This window comes from Providencia sp. PROV255 (assembly GCF_028478065.1).
Classification (GTDB): Bacteria; Pseudomonadota; Gammaproteobacteria; order Enterobacterales; family Enterobacteriaceae; genus Providencia; species Providencia rettgeri.
On record NZ_JAMPMI010000009.1, the window covers coordinates 63,471 to 81,063 of the forward strand.

A 17,593-nucleotide genomic window follows, 5' to 3' on the forward strand; every position below is an offset into this window, starting at 1 on the left:
CGCCAAATGATAACGAAGCCAGTGTAAACGTTACCACAAAATATCACCGTTAAATGAATCACATATTTTCACAATATCCTCAACAACGTTAACTTAGTGAGTTAAATAACAGATTTTAATGCAAGTTTTTAGAAAAGAACGAAGACGAATTACTCGAAAGTAATCTATTTTTTGATGATTCCGTGAAGCTCATCAAATATTAATGAGAACGTTTACACGAAATGCGGTAATTTTATGCCTATAAAATCACTAGGCGTGCAAAGGCCTAACTGAATTACGTTGAACCAGTGTCGGTGAGTAAATCAAACTTTCAACTGTCGTTTTTTCCCCTCTTGCTAAGGAAAGTGCTAACTGAGTGGCTTTTTCTGCCATCATTTGAATGGGATAACGAATCGTTGTTAAGCGTGGATGGATATAGCGGGCAATCAATACATCATCAAAACCAATAACCGAAACTTGTTCTGGCGAGTGAATTTCATTTTCATCTAATACCGCGATGGCCCCCGCAGCCATAAAATCGTTGTAGCCCACGACCGCAGTGATCTCAAGTGATTTTATCAGCAAGTTAGTCATCGCTTGCTCGCCACCTTCCCCATAAGGAGCACCATATTCAACATAGCTATCAGGCAGTTGAATACCATTATTTTTCAATGCGTCTCGATAGCCCTGCAAACGTTGTATCGCATCCTCAATTTGGTGATTTGAAGAGATGTACGCAATTTTAGTGTGTCCATGACGAATGAGGTGTTCCGTCGCTAAGTAGGCACCTTTGTAGTTATTTAATGAAATACAGCGGGTTGCAATCTCATCAATATGGCGGTTGATCAGTACCATACTCGGGACTTCGTTCGCATATTGGAGTAGTTCTGCATCATCAAGGGCTTTAGAGTGAATGACCAAAGCATCACAGCGGTTGTTAATCAACAGCTCAATAGATTGGCGCTCTTCCTTTGCATTATGATAACCGTTACAAATCAAGATATGTTTACCATTTTTATGAGCTACCGCATCAACAGCTTTAACCATAACACCGAAAAATGGGTCTGACACATCGTTAACGAGCACCCCAATTGTATTTGAGCTTTGGTTCACTAACGCGCGAGCCGCCGCATTTGGGCGGTACCCTAGCTTATTCATTGCCTTTTTTACTGATGCAATAGAAGCTTGGCTTGCCTTAGGTGATTGATTAATCACCCGTGAAACAGTTGCAACAGAAACACCCGCTTCTTTTGCCACATCTTTGATTGTCGCCATCGTGCACCTCTACAATTAGGATGGCTTATTAAACAATGAGCTAGAATTAAAAACAATGGCATAGCGCATATTAAAATTATTTAGCTAAGACTCATCTATGCATAATATAGAAAAATAAAACACCGCATTTCAGCGGTGTTAATCAACAGTAGGCCTAAAAAATAAATTGATAACACGTTTCACTACAATATATTTGATTAGGCTGTGAAATCGGGCTGTATCGCTCCCCCCATTCAGGGTGGTTAACTGCATCAGGTGGAAATTGCGTTTCAAATGCAACACCAGAAAAAGGCGTATACGATTTTGTTTTACCCGCAACTGAAATCAAATAATTCCCTGTATAAAGCTGCATGGTGGGCATCGTTGTAGAAATATTCATTTTTACGTCCCTCTCAGGAGCACACAGCGATGCCACCGTTTGCCGTCCATCAATACGAGATGTTTCGAGAATAAATGTGTGGTCATATCCCCCGGCAGAAACTTGGTCGTTATCTTGGAGAAAATCGCGGCCAATGAGCTTGCTTTGGCGAAAATCAAAATTACCACCAGTCACATTACGCCACTCCCCACTGGGGATCCCTGCTTTATCTGTCGGTAAATAACAATCACTGTAAATCGTAAGAGCGTGATCTAGAGCTGTTTTATCACTACCTTCACCTGCCAAATTAAAATAAGCATGATTGGTTAGGTTCACAGGGCAGCTCTTTGTAGTTTGGTGTTTATAGCGGATAATCACTTGGTTTTCATCCGTTAATTCATAACTCACCTCAACGTTCAATTCCCCAGGAAAACCTTGGTCACCATCTGGCGAAATAAGTGAAAAAATAACCTGTTGAGCACTAGGCTGTGAAACTGCCCAAACTCGATAGCTAAAATTATCTTTCCCACCATGTAAGCAATTCACCCCTTGGTTGGCTGATACTAAATAATTTTCACCATGAATAGAAAAGCGTGCATTCGTGATTCGGTTAGCCACGCGCCCCACTGTCGCCCCCAAATACACGTCTTGTTCCTTCTGTTTATCCATATTTGGCGAACCTAGGACAACGTCTCGTTTCCCACTCGCTAGTGGTAAAATACAACTTAGCCAACTTGCCCCTAAACTTGTCAGGGTAATTTCCATATCATTTTTGTTGGTTAACACGACGACTTTGGGTGAACCTAATGTCTGATTTTTTTCTTGAGTAAACATCATGTTATTTCAACTTCTCAATGTGTTGATTTGCTTTTAACGCACCACACTCGCACCTGAGCTAGGTTGGCATACATAAATATCGGCTTGTAAACCTGTCGCTTTCTGGTATTGCGCTTCTACCGCGTCAATCACTGGTTGAACACATTGCTGCTGCATCACTGCAACCACACAGCCACCAAAGCCCCCTCCGGTCATACGTACCCCGCCTTGAACACCTAAAACGGACTTAACGATATCCACTAAAGTATCAATTTCTTTAACTGTGATTTCGAAATCATCACGCATGGAAATATGTGACTGCGCCATTAATTCGCTTAGTTGCAACAAATCATTTTGCGTTAATGCTTTTGCTGCCGCCAAAGTACGCTCATTCTCACTGATCACATGTTTGGCTCGCTTGGCAACGACAGGAGATAACTGGTGTTGCTGCTGTAAAAATTCATCAAATGTGACATCGCGCAACGCTTTCACTCCAAACAAATTAGCAGCTTCTTCGCATTGTTGGCGGCGTGTATTGTATTCACTCCCAACTAAGCCCCGTTGCTTATTTGAATTGATAATCATTACAACCAAATCATCAGGTATGGAAATAGGAAATAGTGCTAAGCTACGGCAATCAATAAGTAAAGCATGGCCAGCATCACCACAAGCTGAAATAAGTTGGTCCATAATGCCGCAGTTACAACCAACAAATTGGTTTTCAGCTTGTTGGCCATTCAGCGCGATATCTTGTTGGCTAATATCTAATTGATACAAGGCCTTAAGTGTTTGTCCAATCACAACTTCCAGTGAGGCTGAAGAGCTTAAACCCGCGCCTTGTGGGACGTTTCCACTGACTGCAATATCGCAACCATTAAACGAAAACCCTCTTTGTAAGAGAAACTTCACTACGCCGCGTATATAGTTCGCCCACATTTTTTCAGGCAAAAATGTAATATCGCCATCCAAACTGAATTCATCACACTCATTATGGTAATCAGCCGCAACGACTCGAATGATGCGATCATCACGTTTTGCTGCTGCAGTCATCGTTTGGTAGTCAATCGCACAAGGCAAAACAAAACCATCATTGTAGTCTGTATGTTCGCCGATAAGATTCACTCGCCCTGGCGCTTGAACATATATTTCAGGTTGATAACCAAAGGTTTTTTCAAACGATGTGGCAACAGTTTGCTTTAACGTTTCCATTTTTTATTATCCTTAATACGTCATTTGCTTAACCCAGCACACAGCCAAGTTAATTACAATTTGATAAATTATTTAGCGGTTTAATTTTGTTTATAATGGCAGTCACTCACCTCACGTAAACGTTGCGCGGCTTGTTCTGGCGTGATGTCTCTCTGGGTTTCCGCTAACATTTCATACCCCACCATGAACTTTTTCACTGTCGCTGAACGCAGTAATGGTGGATAAAATAAAGCATGTAATTGCCAATGTTCGATACTTTGGCTTTCATTCATAAAAGGCGCAAAGTGCCATCCCATTGAATAAGGGAAAGAGCAATGAAATAGGTTATCGTAGCGACTTGTGAGTTTTTTTAGCGCTATAGCAAGGTCTGCGCGAATGACTTCATTCATTTCATCCATGCGGCGAATATGTTGTTTTGGTAGTAACAGCGTCTCAAATGGCCAAGCCGCCCAATAAGGGACAAGTGCAATCCACTCTTGAGTTTCAACAACAATCCGTGAGCCATCTTGTTGTTCTGCTTTAATATAATCAATTAATAAATTACGGTCATGACGTTGATAATATTGCGCGAGAAAGTGGTCCTTACGTGCAATTTCATTGGGTAAAAAATCACTAGCCCAAATTTGTCCATGAGGATGAGGTTGAGAGCACCCCATTATTTCCCCTTTATTTTCAAAAACTTGAACCCAAGCATAGTGTTCACTTAATTCGGCGATTTGTTGCTGCCATGTTTCGATAACGCCTTCAAGTTCAGGCACAGACAGCTCTGGCAGTGTTTTACTGTGATCAGGAGAGAAACAGATCACTCGGCTAACACCACTCACCGATTGTGATTGAAACAACTCAGATTGATTATCAGGTTGGGCACAGGGTTGTGCTAATAATGCACCATGGTCATTTTGGAATACATAAGTCCCTTGGTAGTTAGGATTGACCTCCCCTGAAACCCTTGTATTACCTGGGCAAAGAAAGCAGTGTGCATCATACTGAGGTAAATCTTCTATTGATGACTTTTCATCTTTACCGCTCCACGGGCGTTTTGCTCGATGGGGAGACACTAACACCCATTGGCCCGTTAATGGGTTATAGCGACGATGGGGGCAATCCGAAGGGTTAAATGGCATTGTATTCATCTTATCTGTCTCCTCAATTTCATCACCATTGGGGATATTTGATTGCTATCCGCAGCCATCCACAGCCCTATCATCAATCGTTGATCCTGTTGCATTTATCTTCTCCCTCAATACTGCTTAAGCATAACTTCACCTTCAAACCTGTCGTTACCACGAATTATAGCAACGAGTTTCAATAGGATTCTGTGATCCATCTCGATTAGTGTAAACGTTTACACAAAAATATAAAGCTGTCCATTTTGAGTAAAATAATAATATTTGGCTGCAAGTTAAGTAAAAAGCCGCCCCTTAGATGGACGGCGATACAAGTAATCGAGTTTATTAACACAAATTCAGAGGTAGGTTTGCAAGCAATCAAGCCGACTATTGTAGACTTGGTTTAGTATAACGCTATAGAAGAATCAACCTTCCACGCTGACCTCTTTCTTCGTCATTACCATTACAATAATTAGCAGTAAAATTAAGAAAATGGATAGGCCTAATAGTAAGGAATAGAAACCATTCCATTGGTATTTTTCAATAACGATTGATAATGAATATCCTGCGATTGATGCCCCAATATAAGCGAATAGACTGACAAACCCTGTTAAAGCCCCAGCGACATTTTTATGTGAAATAAAAATCAGCATAACTAATAAAAATGAACGACTCAGTGTTATATCAGCTGTTTAGATGAAATAACATGAACCCCTTTAGAGGGAGCCACAGCGGCCTCAAATAATGCTTTCGCAATATTTGTTGCGGGGCTAACTTGGCAACTAGCTGGCAGTATAGGTGATAGAAAAGAAATAATACGGATCACAACGACTTCACCCAAACGCGCTGTTTGGCGGTCACCACTAATCACATTCGGCCGAACCAAAGTTAAAGAATCAAAACCCAGTGACATTAAATCTTGTTCGAGCTGCCCTTTTACTCGGCTATAAAAAAAAGGTGACTTCGCATTTGACCCCAAAGCAGAAGTCAACACAAATGTCGGGCAGTGCCATTTTTTGGCCAGCTCTGCACAAGTTAAAGGATAAGTGTAGTCTACTTGACGAAATGCCGCTTTCGACCCTGCTGCTTTGAGAGTTGAACCCAGTGCACAAATCACCGCATCGACTTCCCATAATGCAGCCTCATCAGGCAGATGATTAAAATCTACAATAGGTGCTTGTAATTTCTCATGTTCTGCTAATGCATGTCGTGTTGGTGCTATCACCTGAGTCACACGAGAGTCTGCAAGAGCCAAAGATAAAACATGACTTCCCACAAGCCCTGTCGCGCCTAACAGTAATATTTTCATTTTATTCACCCATGCAATGAATGGAGAAGTTCAATTATAGCCTTGTCAGTGGGCTTCCACTAGATTCATGCTGTTTTTTCGTACTAACTTAGTTGTTTGTGGCTCTTTTGTTGTTTGATTGTGAAAATTGCTTGATATTAGTAATCATTCTAAAGATAATCATTATCAATATCATTTCGATTATCAACAAACTTAGTATGGTAAATAATATGACAGCCCCAGTTGCAGAAAATACCGTCGAAACGGCAAAACAAACCGTTAAAACTGACGTGATAGAAAGCCAACAATTATTGGGCCCTGCCGGTAAGGTCTCAATTCAACATAATGGCGAACTTTATCAATTGAGACAAACGCGTACAGGTAAGTTGATCTTAACTAAGTAAAACCGAACCCAAAGTAAGTCGCACCAAAACTTAATTCGCAAGCCACCTAGGTCAATTATCCAGGCAGCCAGCTTAATCTAAACATAGGAAAAGGTTTCTTATGGAGTTTAAACTGACGTCTGTATTCCACATTTGTACCGCTAAATATCGAATTAGCAAGGATAGTCACTCGATACTTTACTATCGCACAGCGGTCGCTTTCATGTGCAAAATCCCAAATAGCCCTGCTGAACACAAACCAGTAGTCTGCTATTACCTCAGCTTTATACTTTCGTTATGTGTTCACTCCTCTTGCTATGTTCAGACACTGCTTACATGCAATTTTTCCTGTGTCATACCGAATTCAGGTCCTCCAGACCAATGCATCGTCATCAATTAATGCGAATTCACTCTGCTTAATACAGATAAAAACTATATGGAGTATCACAATTATGTCCCCTGTTTTGCGAATGTCAGTCCTGACCAGTGCCATTTTAGGCGTGATAGCAAGTGCTCAAGCACAAACAACAGAGCCAACACCAAAAAAAAATCATCATGATGTGATGACCGTCTATGCCACAGGTAGCGAACGTGACAGCTTCGAAACTCCGATGATGGTTACCGTGATTAAAAACGATTCACCTGAAACAAAAACGGCCAGCACGGTCAATGATATTTTACGCAAAGTCCCTGGAATTGGCGTCACCGGTACCAGCCGAGCGAATGGGCAAGATATTTATATGCGCGGGTTTGATCGACGCGGCATTTTGACTTTAGTTGATGGTATTCGCCAAGGCACAGATACAGGCCATGTTAATGGCACGTTTATCGACCCGGCTCTGATTAAGCAAGTTGAAATCATCCGTGGCCCTTCAGCCTTGCTTTATGGCAGTGGTGCTATGGGCGGTGTGATTGCTTGGGAAACGGTTGATGCCAAAGATTTGTTGCGTGAAGGCCAAGACCACGGTTTCCGTGTCTTTACCGAAGCCGCTACAGGCGATCATAGCTTCGGTTTCGGTGGTACCGCATTTGGCCGTAGTGATGACCTTGATGGGCTATTCAGTTTTGTGACTAAAGAAACCGGTAATGTCCGCATGAGTAATGGCGATGACATGAAAAACAAAGAAACCATCGGTAACCTGCTCGCGAAAGGTACTTGGCAAATTGATGATGCACAAAAGCTTTCTGGCCAAGTGCGTTATTATAATAACGATGCCAATGAGCCGAAAAATCCGCAAGAAATTAATGCGGGGAGTGACAATCTAAAAGTTAACCGCACCACCCGCCAACGTGATGCGCAGATGACTTATCAAATCAAACCGGGCTCACAGGAATGGTTAAATTTTAAAGTCACGCCTTATTACTCCGATGTTAATATCACAGCAAAAGGCCAAGGAACCCCCTATGAAGGCCGTACACAAAAAACTTATGGCATAAAAGCAGATAACCGCTCTAACTTTTATAACTTGCCATTAGCGTCACATAACCTGACTTACGGCAGTGAAGCTTATAAGCAAAAACAAACCCCTTATGCAAATACCACCCAATTCCCCGATGCGGACATCACCTTTGCATCTGGATTTTTACAAGATGAAATTAGCCTAAAAGATTTGCCTGTTTCCTTTATTGTCGGTACGCGCTATGACCACTATAAAGCCACATCCGATGGCAATGAAGATGTGAAAAAAGGCAAATGGTCATCTAAAGGGGCCGTTAGCATCACACCAACAGAGTGGTCGATGCTATTTGCGTCATATTCAGAAGCCTTCCGAGCCCCTTCTATGATGGAAATGTATAACGACGAGGTCCACTTCCAAATGGGGCCAATCGTTAATCGATGGAAACCAAACCCTAATCTGAAACCTGAATCAACCCGTACGGCAGAATATGGTTTTGGTCTGCGTTTCGATGACTTATTGATGGAAAGGGATAACCTGCAATTTAAAGCCAGCTATTTTGATACCAAAGCGAAAGATTACATCAACACATATGTGAATGTTGATAGATATGTTCTGCAAAATAACTACACCACATCAATCAATACTAAACGTGCAAAAATTTGGGGATGGGATGCCTCGATGGATTATAAAACCGACTATTTCAATTGGAGTTTGGCTTATAACCATACTGAAGGAAAAGATGAATCTAATGGAAAATCAATAACATCAATTAAACCTGATTCTGTCACCAGTAATTTGGCTGTGCCTATCGCAGACAGCGGTTTTTCAGTGGGCTGGTTAGGCGAGTTTACGCGCCATACCGACTTCAATAAAGCCTCTAAAGCTGAACATCAAGCCGGCTATGCCGTGCATGACTTCTATGTGAGTTACCAAGGTGAAGGACAACTCAAAGGGTTAGAAACCAGTGTCGTGTTAGGCAATGCTTTTGATAAAGAATACTACTCATCACAAGGCATTCCTCAAGATGGACGTAATGCCAAGCTGCTTGTCAGCTTCCAATGGTAATTCACACAATATTAAGGAGATAAACGTGAATTCAGCACTTTACGAGCGTTACCAACAAGCAAAAACAGAGAACAAAGCCAAATACGCTCGCGATCTCGCCGCCTATTTAAATGTATCTGAAGCTCAGCTCCTGCATAGTCGTGTTGGTCACGACAAAGCTGTTCGTTTAAACGTCGATGCCCCCACTTTGTTGACAGAATTAGCCACTGTTGGAAAAGTGAAAGCGATTACACGCAACGAATATGTGGTTCATGAGCAAGTTGGTCGCTATGACAATGCGACATTTAGCCCACATGGCGGCTTAATTTTAAACCCTCGAGCCCTTGATTTACGAATGTTTTTCAGCCATTGGGACGCTATCTTTGCTTTGACAGAAGATAGCAAACACGGTGAGCGCCATAGTATCCAATTCTTTGATAAACAAGGTGATGCGCTACATAAAGTTTACACCACCGATGAAACGGATATGGCGGCATGGCAAGCACTGATTGAAAAATATGCTACCCAAGATAACCCGGAACTCATCCATGAAGCAGCAGCGCCATTTACCAGCCAGCCCGTTAGTGAAGAGCTAAAACAACAGCTAGAACAAGAATGGCGCAACATGACAGATGTTCACCAATTTTTTGTTCTCCTGAAGAAAAATAACCTCAGTCGCCAGCAAGTTTTCGCCGCAGTCAGTGATGATTTGGCTTGGAAAGTGCCTAATGATTCCTTCAATCAGCTGATTAACACTGCATTCAAAGATCAAAACGAAATTATGATTTTTGTGGGCAACCGCGGATGTGTGCAAATTTTCACTGGTGAAATCCAAAAAATCATGCCATACCAAAGTGAAGGTTCAGACTTAAAGTGGCTAAATATTTTCAATCCTGATTTCACCTTGCACATGATTGAAAATGGTATCGCCGAATGCTGGGTTACACGTAAGCCAACGCAAGATGGCCATGTGACAAGCCTTGAAGTCTTCGATAACCAAGGAAATCAAATCGCACAAATGTATGGGCAGCGTACGGAAGGGACTCCAGAGCAAGAGCAATGGCGCCAACAAGTCACCGCATTACCCCGCATTTAAACCTAGGTAACTTATTATGAAACAATGGCTTCTAATCTTATCAACGCTGTTTATCTCTGTTAGTTCTTATGCAGCAGAACGTATCGTCACCTTAGGTGGTGATGTGACTGAAATTGTGTATGCACTCGGAGCACAAGAACAGCTCGTTGCCCGTGATAGCACCAGTCTTCATCCAGAGCAAGCGACCAAGCTCCCTGACGTGGGCTATATGCGTATGCTTAATGCGGAAGGCGTGTTGTCAATGCGTCCGACTTTAGTACTTGCGAGTGAGTTAGCTAAACCCTCAATGGCTCTCTCGCAAATCGAAAAAAGTGGCGTAAAAATTATTAAGGTAACAGGGAAACCCAGTTTAGAAGCCATTCCAGAAAAAATTACCACTATCGCTAATGTGGTCGGTAAAACAGAGCAAGGAAAACAATTGGTTAATCAATTTAACCAACAACTTAGCCAAGTAAATACGGCACCTATAGATAAAAAAGTCCTGTTCATTATGAGCCATGGCGGCGTTCTACCATTGGCAGCAGGAAAGCACACTGCAGCAGATAGCGTGATTAACGCAGTCGGTGCAAAAAATGCCATGAGCAGCTTCGACAGTTACCGTCCTTTATCCCAAGAGGGTTTGCTATCAAGCCAGCCTGATTTAATCATTTTTACTCAGGAAGGGGTTAAATCATTAGGCGGAATAGAAAAAGTGTGGAACTTACAAGGAATGTCAATGACCCCCGCAGGAAAAAATAAAGCGCTTTTGGTTGTTGATGATGTCGGTATGCTCACCTTCAGTTTAGGTACGCCTAAAGTCATGCAACAACTACGTGAGGCATTAGAAAAATCCCAATGAGTCGCTTTAAAAACCCATTTTTGGTGATTATCATTTTATTGTTAGCACTTGGTGGTTTAGTTCTCATCGCGTCGAATGCAGGCGCCATGAACTTTTCATTAAAAGCACTGTGGCAGGCTTCTGCCACAGACTCGGATTGGCAGATATGGCTGAATATTCGCCTTCCTCGTGTGTTAATTGCCATCTTAGTTGGTCTTGCCTTGGCGGTGTCTGGTGCCATTATGCAAGGGTTATTTCGTAATCCACTTGCCGACCCTAGCTTACTCGGTATCAGTAGTGGTGCGGCTTTATCCGTTGCCGCATTTATCGTTTTCTCTGTTTCATTACCAACTGTGATGCAAGGTTATGGCCATGTTGCTGCTGCTTTTATTGGTAGCCTAACCGTTTCTTTTATTATTTTTAGCTTAAATCGTTCATCAAATGGCAACCTCGCAAAATTACTTCTCGCGGGCATCGCAATCAATGCACTGTGCATGTCATTCATCGGTGTTCTTAGTTATATCAGTAATGATCAACAGCTAAGGACATTTAGTTTATGGATGATGGGCACACTCGGTAATGTTGACTGGACGTCACTGACCATTGCCGCTTCAGTTATTCTTCCTATTTGTGTTATCTGCCTAATGCAGGGAAATAAGCTCAACATTCTGCAATTAGGGGATGAAGATGCACATTACCTTGGGCTTAATGTTGAACGCACCAAATTTATTTTATTATTCCTCAGCGCCATGTTAGTCGGTTGTGCTGTTGCAATGAGTGGGGTTATTGGTTTTGTGGGTCTCGTTGTTCCGCACCTTATTCGTATGACACTCGGCCCTGACCATCGCTGGCTCATTCCTGGTTCAGCTATCGTAGGGGCGGGGTTATTACTGATTGCTGATACGGTAGCGAGAACTGCGGTTGCGCCTGCTGAAATTCCTGTTGGCTTGCTGACAGGCTTGATTGGTGGCCCCTACTTCTTATGGCTCATTTTGCGACAGCCTGCAGGGAGAATCTAAATATGCAAACCAAACCGTTCTTATTAGAAGCACAAAATTTATCTTATAAAATCAGTGAAAAGACACTGATAGATAATGTGAGTTTATCTATTGAGCAAGGGGAATTTGTCGCGATCATTGGGCCAAATGGCGCAGGGAAATCCAGCCTATTAAAATTACTAACAGGTTATAACACCCCAACCCATGGCACGTGTTTTATTGAAGGCCGAGCGATGAGTGACTGGGATCATAACGAATTAGCGCAAAAACGTGCCGTCATGAAGCAACATAGCCACTTACAATTTGCTTTTACTGTTGAAGATGTTGTTGCTATGGGAAGAACCCCCTACGGTTCTGAATATAAAAATACCGCTATTGATGAGGCGTTAACACAAACCAGTTGCCAATCACTACGGCAGCGGGATTACCGCCAACTTTCAGGGGGGGAGCAACAACGCGTTCAATTAGCACGAGTATTAGCACAATTATGGCAACCGACAGCTCAACCCGCTTGCTTATTTCTTGATGAACCCACTTCAGCACTTGATTTATATCACCAACAGCATAGCTTACGGTTACTGCATCAACTGACGCGTCAACGACCATTAGGTGTTTGCTGTGTATTGCATGACCTTAACTTAACCGCTCTGTATGCAGATAAAGTGTTATTAATTCATGATGGAAAGCTTGTTGCTCAAGGTTCCCCTATTGAAGTTTTAACAACTGAAAATTTAACTCAATGGTATCAAGCTGACCTAGGTGTTACTCAACACCCAGAAAATAACACGCCTCATGTTTATTTGCGCCATTAACTAATATCTAAAAAGTACTTTATTCAACTCACTTTAAGGGTAAAGTACTTTAATATTCTTATCTTAATAAAGAATTATTAAACCATACCGATTTTAATATGTTATCAATAACTTTTAATGGTGTTAGTCTTTACATCAATAGTATTTACTCTCTTGATGCACTTCAGTTAATAAAATAGTTATTAGCCCAAAAAAGTGTAAAATCTATATAATCCGTTAATAAACCCGTAAATTTCAAAAATAAATCTCAAGTAATTTCACTTAGAATACCTAAGCATCGCGCAGGTATTTCAAAGGGTTTACATGGAAAACAATATTATTGAAACATTAATTGAGTTAACGCATCGTGGAAATGATGATGTTAAAATTGCAGCTATTTCTGCCTTAGGAGATTATAAAGTAACCGTTGAACAACAAAATGCAATCAACCGCTTACTTGAACTCTGTAAAGACCCAAATAAAGATGTCGCAGTGTCTGCAATAAAAGCGCTAAGTAAACTCTCCGACCATTTTTAATATACAAACAATATCTTTTTATCAATACTCTTCTTGAAATTAAAACTTATTAATTAAACTTATTTAACTTTCTCGATCTCTCTAGTCACTAAATATGAATAGGTAATAATGTCTACTACCTATTCATACGCTAGCTCAGCCACACTACACTCAAATTAGTTGTGTTTTTTGATATCAATAAATACCTCCTTCTAGTAGCATTTTAAACATTGAAATTACCCTCTTAAAAAATAAATGAGTTTTAATTCATTTATTAATACCTATTAGCAGGATAATGAATGGATAACAAAGTCATAAATACATTACTTGATTTAACAAAAAGAAAAAATGATGATGTAAAAATAGCCGCTATATCCGCTTTAGGCGATTGTAAAATACAGCTGAAACAACATATTACGATTAACCGCCTACTTGAATTATGTAATGACCCAAATAAAGATGTCGCAATCAGCGCAATTAAAGCAATTAGCAAGCTCTCCAATGAGGTGGTCGAATAGTGACTTGAGCATTATTACGATAAAATAATGGAAATAGTAAAGTGAAACCAATTAGTGGTCTCACTTTATGATATTTTAGTTATTATCGCTTAAATATCGTGCATGAAATGCAATATGTTCACCAATGAAACTACTAATAAAGTAGTAACTGTGATCATACCCATCACGCAGATTCAAACAATATTCAAATTGTTTTTTATCACAAATATCCGCAAATAACTCTGGTTTCAGTTGCTCTTGGTAAAAAGGATCCGCAGTACCGACATCCACTAAAATAGGTGGAATAGCCTCAGCCTTTTCGAGCAATTCAACGGTGTCATATTGAGACCAACTAACCGTATCTTCCCCCAAATAAGCCATAAACGCTTTTTGCCCCCAAGGAACCTGAGTTGGAGCAACAATCGGAGAAAATGCAGATAAACTACAATATCGACCTGTATTACGTAGGCCAATCATTAAAGCGCCGTGCCCACCCATAGAATGGCCAAAAATAGCGCGTTTTTCAGATACAGGTAAATGTGTTTCGACTAAATCAGGTAGCTCAGACACAATATAATCATACATTTTGTAATGATTACGCCACGGAGCTTGCTGCGCATTCACATAAAAACCTGCACCTTGCCCTAAATCATAGGCCTCGTCATCAGCGACTTCAGTACCGCGAGGGCTGGTATCCGGTGCAATAAGAATTACGCCATATTTTGCCGCAAATTGTTGGGCTCCCGCCTTAGTGATAAAATTTTGCTCATTACAGGTTAACCCTGATAACCAATAAATCACCGGGCAGGCGACTGTTTTCGCTTGTGGTGGTAGATAGGCTGCGAACTTCATTTCACAGCCGAGCACAGTGGATTGATGTTGATAAACATCCTGCCAGCCCCCAAAACACGCATGGCGTTCAATTCTCTCCATCAAAGACTCCTTAATCATAGTGAATAACGGTACGGATTGATTTACCTTCATGCATTAAATCGAATGCGTCATTAATACTGTCTAATGGCAATGTGTGCGTCACAAAGGGAGACAGTTCAATATCCCCCTTCATGGCATCTTCAACCATTTTTGGCAATTGGCTACGGCCTTTCACACCACCAAATGCCGTACCGCGCCATGAACGCCCTGTCACTAATTGGAATGGACGAGTTGAAATCTCTTGCCCTGCTCCTGCGACACCAATGATAATCGATTGGCCCCATCCGCGATGTGCACTTTCAAGTGCGGCACGCATGACATTCACATTACCAATACATTCAAAGGTATGGTCAACACCCCACTGGGTTTTCTCAATCAGAACCTGTTGAATCGGCTTATCAAAATCATTAGGGTTCAAACACTCTGTCGCACCAAATTGACGTGCTAATTCAAACTTAGAGGGGTTAGTATCGATAGCAATAATACGACCAGCCTTTGCTTGCCTTGCCCCTTGAATAACTGCCAGACCAATACCACCGAGCCCAAAAACAGCAACTGAGTCACCTTCTTGCACTTTAGCTGTATTATGTACCGCGCCAATACCGGTTGTCACACCACAACCTAATAAACAAACTTCTTCATGGTTAGCTTGAGGGTTAATTTTTGCCAAAGAGACTTCGGCAACAACGGTATATTCACTGAATGTTGAACAGCCCATGTAATGATAAACTGGCTGGCCATTATAAGAAAAACGTGTTGTTCCATCTGGCATCACACCTTTACCTTGTGTTTCTCTGACAGAGACGCATAAGTTTGTTTTACCTGATTCGCAAAAAACACATTTCCCACATTCTGCCGTATAAAGTGGAATGACATGGTCACCCACACTAACACTGGTAACACCTTCACCGACTTCGACAACAACACCTGCGCCTTCATGCCCTAATACCACAGGAAACAAACCTTCTGGGTCATCTCCTGACAATGTAAAAGCGTCAGTATGACAAACACCTGTATGGCTAATTTTAACTAACACTTCCCCAGCTTTTGGTGGCATGACATCAATTTCGACAATTTTTAATGGCTCACCTGGGCCAAATGCGACTGCTGCACGTGATTTCATCGTTATTCCTTCTTTATTTACCGCAAATAGGTACGAATTAATGAGATAGCATCGTCTACTGAGTCTTTTTGCAACTGTGTTGTCGCAGACTCTTGAAGCCCTTCTCGTAAATGACTTTCTAATACCCCTGCCATCAAACCATTAACTGCACCGCGAATAGCAGCAATTTGTTGTAAAATGGCAGCACATTCAACTTCATCCTCCAAGGCCGACTCCAAGGCAAACAATTGCCCTTTCAGCTTTCTAACCCGAGTAAGGACTGCTTTTTTTTCCTTTGGGGAATGTGGCATATTTAAGCCTCTTTAATATACATAGGGGGAGTATAGTATCTATAGGATTATCTGTACAGAATTGCTTATTTTTATGACCCCAAAATACAAAATAATATTAGGTATAAAGGTTAAACAGTAAAACGTGAATATCACGTTCTACTGTCTTCAATAAGAAATAGATTAACGCTACAACAAGTTAAAGTATTTATCTGGCTGATACTGAGGGGGAAGTGGTTGAATATCTAACATATCCAATGCATTACGTTCAATACTATTACAAATAGCATTAAGCGGTAAATCATTTGCAGCAATCCCAAAAGGATCTTCGAGTTCTTCTGCTAATGCATCCCACGCTAGGAAGGTATAAGAAATAAAAACAGAAACAAATGGCGTCATAAAATGTAGGTCTACGACTAATGCAAAAGGAAGTAACGAACAAAATAGATAGACTGTTCGCTGTAAAATTAACGTATACGCAAACGGGATCGGCGTATTCGAAATACGTTCACAGCCGCCAAGTACGTCCGATAATGCATTAATATCTTTATTAATGGCTTGAAAGAGTACATCGCTGATGACTTTTTTATCACGTAATTCCCCCACCTTTAGGCCAATCTGCAACAATATTCGGCTAGTGGGAAACGGACTTCGGATAACCTCATCAAAAATATTTCGAGGTAATAACCGGTACAAGTCAATGATTGGACTGGTTTTTCTTAGTTCGTGTTTAAGGCTCCAACCAAAAGCAATCAACAGATTCGCAAACTCCTTTTGAGCTAATTGGTCATTAGGTAATAACCCTTTAATATTCCTTAAAATATTTCTTTGATTAATTAATAATGAAGCCCAAAGCGTTCGCGCCTCAATCAAACGGCTGTAACAGGCATTATTACGAAAACCGAGGAAGATTGCGATGGCAATCCCCAGTAAGCTAAAAGGAGCAATCGTTAAGTGTATACCTAATCGTTCGTACCATTGAAAACTGAGTACTGCTACGATAGATATCATTATATTTAGAGAAAGCCGAAATGTTATTTTTGACAGTACAGAACCATGCCAGTCGAATAACCGAAAAAACCAGTGCTGATGAGGACGAATAACCATAAGAAGACATATTGAATTAAGAAAACGACATTAACTTATTATTTCATTGATTAATTCAATGCGCTATAGCCAAACAACAATTAAAGTGAATATCACAATAATTATGACAAGCAGCAATAGCGCTAAATTCATCCAACACGGTTTTCGTTTATAAGTAATATTTGATTTTAATATTACTTATTAAGCTAGTTTTTTGCGGCTTTTAAACGCTCAATTTCATCTTGTAACGCTTCTATCTGCTGCTCTAAATGATCCGTTTCAGTAAAACTATATCGATGATTTAATTTAGTTGGGCCTGTGGCTCCGGAATAATGGTCGTAGCAGTTATTTTGTACATTTGAAATAGCACGCTCTAACCCCATGACTCTATTTCGATTACCGTGCATTTTGGCATATTTTAGCTGTTTTTCTAATTGATAGATTTTTTTATCACAACCATAATATTTATAACCGGCTTGAGCGGATACTGGAATAATCAGTGTTGATAAAATTATTAACAGTATTTTTTTCATGTCACATTCCTAATTCAAAAAATAATTTACCTGTGGCTATTTCATCATTTTGGCACATTATTAATATAGGTAA

At 40.8% G+C, this 17,593-nt stretch carries 19 protein-coding genes; 8 read left to right on the forward strand and 11 right to left on the reverse strand.

What is annotated here, in order from left to right; translation table 11 throughout:
- Positions 1-249: 249 nt before the first annotated feature.
- The 6 genes from PR725_RS09590 to PR725_RS09615 all read right to left on the reverse strand — a co-directional run bounded on the left by PR725_RS09590 (position 250) and on the right by PR725_RS09615 (position 6,055).
- A complete protein-coding gene (locus tag PR725_RS09590) occupies positions 250-1,254 on the reverse strand; it encodes a substrate-binding domain-containing protein (protein WP_004912929.1) in 1,005 nt (334 codons plus the stop codon).
- Positions 1,255-1,408: 154 nt separating this feature from the next.
- Positions 1,409-2,449 (reverse strand): galactose-1-epimerase, encoded by a 1,041-nt coding sequence (galM, locus tag PR725_RS09595; protein ID WP_272568724.1) that lies wholly within the window; start codon positions 2,447-2,449, stop codon positions 1,409-1,411.
- A gap of 33 nt (positions 2,450-2,482) precedes the next feature.
- Entirely contained in the window at positions 2,483-3,637 is a 1,155-nt protein-coding gene (gene galK, locus PR725_RS09600; protein WP_272568727.1) for a galactokinase, read from the reverse strand.
- Positions 3,638-3,717: 80 nt separating this feature from the next.
- Positions 3,718-4,770 carry a UDP-glucose--hexose-1-phosphate uridylyltransferase gene (locus tag PR725_RS09605; protein ID WP_117162496.1) on the reverse strand — a complete coding sequence of 351 codons (1,053 nt, stop codon included), beginning with the start codon at positions 4,768-4,770 and terminating at the stop codon, positions 3,718-3,720.
- A 401-nt stretch (positions 4,771-5,171) separates the two neighbouring features.
- Positions 5,172-5,399 carry a hypothetical protein gene (locus PR725_RS09610; protein WP_272568731.1) on the reverse strand — a complete coding sequence of 76 codons (228 nt, stop codon included), beginning with the start codon at positions 5,397-5,399 and terminating at the stop codon, positions 5,172-5,174.
- A 26-nt stretch (positions 5,400-5,425) separates the two neighbouring features.
- Positions 5,426-6,055 carry an NAD(P)H-binding protein gene (locus PR725_RS09615; protein WP_004912939.1) on the reverse strand — a complete coding sequence of 210 codons (630 nt, stop codon included), beginning with the start codon at positions 6,053-6,055 and terminating at the stop codon, positions 5,426-5,428.
- 209 nt (positions 6,056-6,264) lie between these two features.
- Here PR725_RS09615 and hemP point away from each other — a divergent pair, with 209 nt between their 5' ends.
- The 8 genes from hemP (at position 6,265) to PR725_RS09655 (ending at position 13,597) form a co-directional block, all read left to right on the forward strand.
- Positions 6,265-6,438, forward strand: coding sequence for a hemin uptake protein HemP (gene hemP, locus PR725_RS09620; RefSeq protein WP_004912942.1), 174 nt, complete (start codon positions 6,265-6,267; stop codon positions 6,436-6,438).
- 431 nt (positions 6,439-6,869) lie between these two features.
- Entirely contained in the window at positions 6,870-8,882 is a 2,013-nt protein-coding gene (locus PR725_RS09625) for a TonB-dependent hemoglobin/transferrin/lactoferrin family receptor (protein WP_272568737.1), read from the forward strand.
- 25 nt (positions 8,883-8,907) lie between these two features.
- The gene (locus PR725_RS09630) at positions 8,908-9,957 is read left to right on the forward strand and encodes a hemin-degrading factor (protein ID WP_272568739.1); all 1,050 of its coding nucleotides are present in this window, start codon (positions 8,908-8,910) and stop codon (positions 9,955-9,957) included.
- Between the two features lie 16 nt (positions 9,958-9,973).
- A complete protein-coding gene (locus tag PR725_RS09635) occupies positions 9,974-10,795 on the forward strand; it encodes a heme/hemin ABC transporter substrate-binding protein (protein ID WP_004912949.1) in 822 nt (273 codons plus the stop codon).
- The gene (locus tag PR725_RS09640; RefSeq protein ID WP_117162498.1) at positions 10,792-11,793 is read left to right on the forward strand and encodes a FecCD family ABC transporter permease; all 1,002 of its coding nucleotides are present in this window, start codon (positions 10,792-10,794) and stop codon (positions 11,791-11,793) included. The genes PR725_RS09635 and PR725_RS09640 overlap by 4 nt, the downstream gene beginning before the upstream one ends.
- Positions 11,794-11,795: 2 nt before the next feature.
- The gene (locus tag PR725_RS09645) at positions 11,796-12,584 is read left to right on the forward strand and encodes a heme ABC transporter ATP-binding protein (protein WP_004912955.1); all 789 of its coding nucleotides are present in this window, start codon (positions 11,796-11,798) and stop codon (positions 12,582-12,584) included.
- A gap of 303 nt (positions 12,585-12,887) precedes the next feature.
- Positions 12,888-13,100, forward strand: coding sequence for a HEAT repeat domain-containing protein (locus PR725_RS09650; RefSeq protein ID WP_004912957.1), 213 nt, complete (start codon positions 12,888-12,890; stop codon positions 13,098-13,100).
- Between the two features lie 278 nt (positions 13,101-13,378).
- Positions 13,379-13,597, forward strand: coding sequence for a HEAT repeat domain-containing protein (locus PR725_RS09655; RefSeq protein ID WP_004912961.1), 219 nt, complete (start codon positions 13,379-13,381; stop codon positions 13,595-13,597).
- A gap of 75 nt (positions 13,598-13,672) precedes the next feature.
- Here PR725_RS09655 and fghA read toward each other — a convergent pair whose 3' ends face one another.
- The 5 genes from fghA to PR725_RS09680 form a co-directional block, all read right to left on the reverse strand.
- Positions 13,673-14,509: an S-formylglutathione hydrolase gene (gene fghA, locus PR725_RS09660; RefSeq protein WP_109913134.1), complete on the reverse strand. Its 837-nt coding sequence runs from the start codon at positions 14,507-14,509 to the stop codon at positions 13,673-13,675.
- 10 nt (positions 14,510-14,519) lie between these two features.
- Positions 14,520-15,632: an S-(hydroxymethyl)glutathione dehydrogenase/class III alcohol dehydrogenase gene (locus PR725_RS09665; protein WP_004912967.1), complete on the reverse strand. Its 1,113-nt coding sequence runs from the start codon at positions 15,630-15,632 to the stop codon at positions 14,520-14,522.
- 17 nt (positions 15,633-15,649) lie between these two features.
- Entirely contained in the window at positions 15,650-15,922 is a 273-nt protein-coding gene (gene frmR / locus PR725_RS09670; protein WP_109913133.1) for a formaldehyde-responsive transcriptional repressor FrmR, read from the reverse strand.
- A gap of 168 nt (positions 15,923-16,090) precedes the next feature.
- Positions 16,091-17,008: a bestrophin family protein gene (locus PR725_RS09675; RefSeq protein WP_004912973.1), complete on the reverse strand. Its 918-nt coding sequence runs from the start codon at positions 17,006-17,008 to the stop codon at positions 16,091-16,093.
- Positions 17,009-17,193: 185 nt separating this feature from the next.
- A complete protein-coding gene (locus PR725_RS09680) occupies positions 17,194-17,520 on the reverse strand; it encodes a DUF1090 family protein (RefSeq protein ID WP_109913132.1) in 327 nt (108 codons plus the stop codon).
- Between the last annotated feature and the right edge of the window lie 73 nt (positions 17,521-17,593).

Bases quoted from the DNA above. Each gene is read 5' to 3' on its own strand.
- galK (WP_272568727.1), bottom strand. From the start codon at position 3,637: ATGGAAACGTTAAAGCAAACTGTTGCCACATCGTTTGAAAAAACCTTT.
- PR725_RS09640 (WP_117162498.1), top strand. From the start codon at position 10,792: ATGAGTCGCTTTAAAAACCCATTTTTGGTGATTATCATTTTATTGTTA.
- PR725_RS09645 (WP_004912955.1), top strand. From the start codon at position 11,796: ATGCAAACCAAACCGTTCTTATTAGAAGCACAAAATTTATCTTATAAA.
- PR725_RS09635 (WP_004912949.1), top strand. From the start codon at position 9,974: ATGAAACAATGGCTTCTAATCTTATCAACGCTGTTTATCTCTGTTAGT.
- hemP (WP_004912942.1), top strand. From the start codon at position 6,265: ATGACAGCCCCAGTTGCAGAAAATACCGTCGAAACGGCAAAACAAACC.
- PR725_RS09610 (WP_272568731.1), bottom strand. From the start codon at position 5,399: ATGCTGATTTTTATTTCACATAAAAATGTCGCTGGGGCTTTAACAGGG.
- PR725_RS09590 (WP_004912929.1), bottom strand. From the start codon at position 1,254: ATGGCGACAATCAAAGATGTGGCAAAAGAAGCGGGTGTTTCTGTTGCA.
- PR725_RS09605 (WP_117162496.1), bottom strand. From the start codon at position 4,770: ATGAATACAATGCCATTTAACCCTTCGGATTGCCCCCATCGTCGCTAT.
- PR725_RS09665 (WP_004912967.1), bottom strand. From the start codon at position 15,632: ATGAAATCACGTGCAGCAGTCGCATTTGGCCCAGGTGAGCCATTAAAA.
- galM (WP_272568724.1), bottom strand. From the start codon at position 2,449: ATGATGTTTACTCAAGAAAAAAATCAGACATTAGGTTCACCCAAAGTC.
- PR725_RS09655 (WP_004912961.1), top strand. From the start codon at position 13,379: ATGGATAACAAAGTCATAAATACATTACTTGATTTAACAAAAAGAAAA.
- PR725_RS09625 (WP_272568737.1), top strand. From the start codon at position 6,870: ATGTCCCCTGTTTTGCGAATGTCAGTCCTGACCAGTGCCATTTTAGGC.
- frmR (WP_109913133.1), bottom strand. From the start codon at position 15,922: ATGCCACATTCCCCAAAGGAAAAAAAAGCAGTCCTTACTCGGGTTAGA.
- PR725_RS09615 (WP_004912939.1), bottom strand. From the start codon at position 6,055: ATGAAAATATTACTGTTAGGCGCGACAGGGCTTGTGGGAAGTCATGTT.
- PR725_RS09675 (WP_004912973.1), bottom strand. From the start codon at position 17,008: ATGGTTATTCGTCCTCATCAGCACTGGTTTTTTCGGTTATTCGACTGG.
- fghA (WP_109913134.1), bottom strand. From the start codon at position 14,509: ATGGAGAGAATTGAACGCCATGCGTGTTTTGGGGGCTGGCAGGATGTT.
- PR725_RS09650 (WP_004912957.1), top strand. From the start codon at position 12,888: ATGGAAAACAATATTATTGAAACATTAATTGAGTTAACGCATCGTGGA.
- PR725_RS09680 (WP_109913132.1), bottom strand. From the start codon at position 17,520: ATGAAAAAAATACTGTTAATAATTTTATCAACACTGATTATTCCAGTA.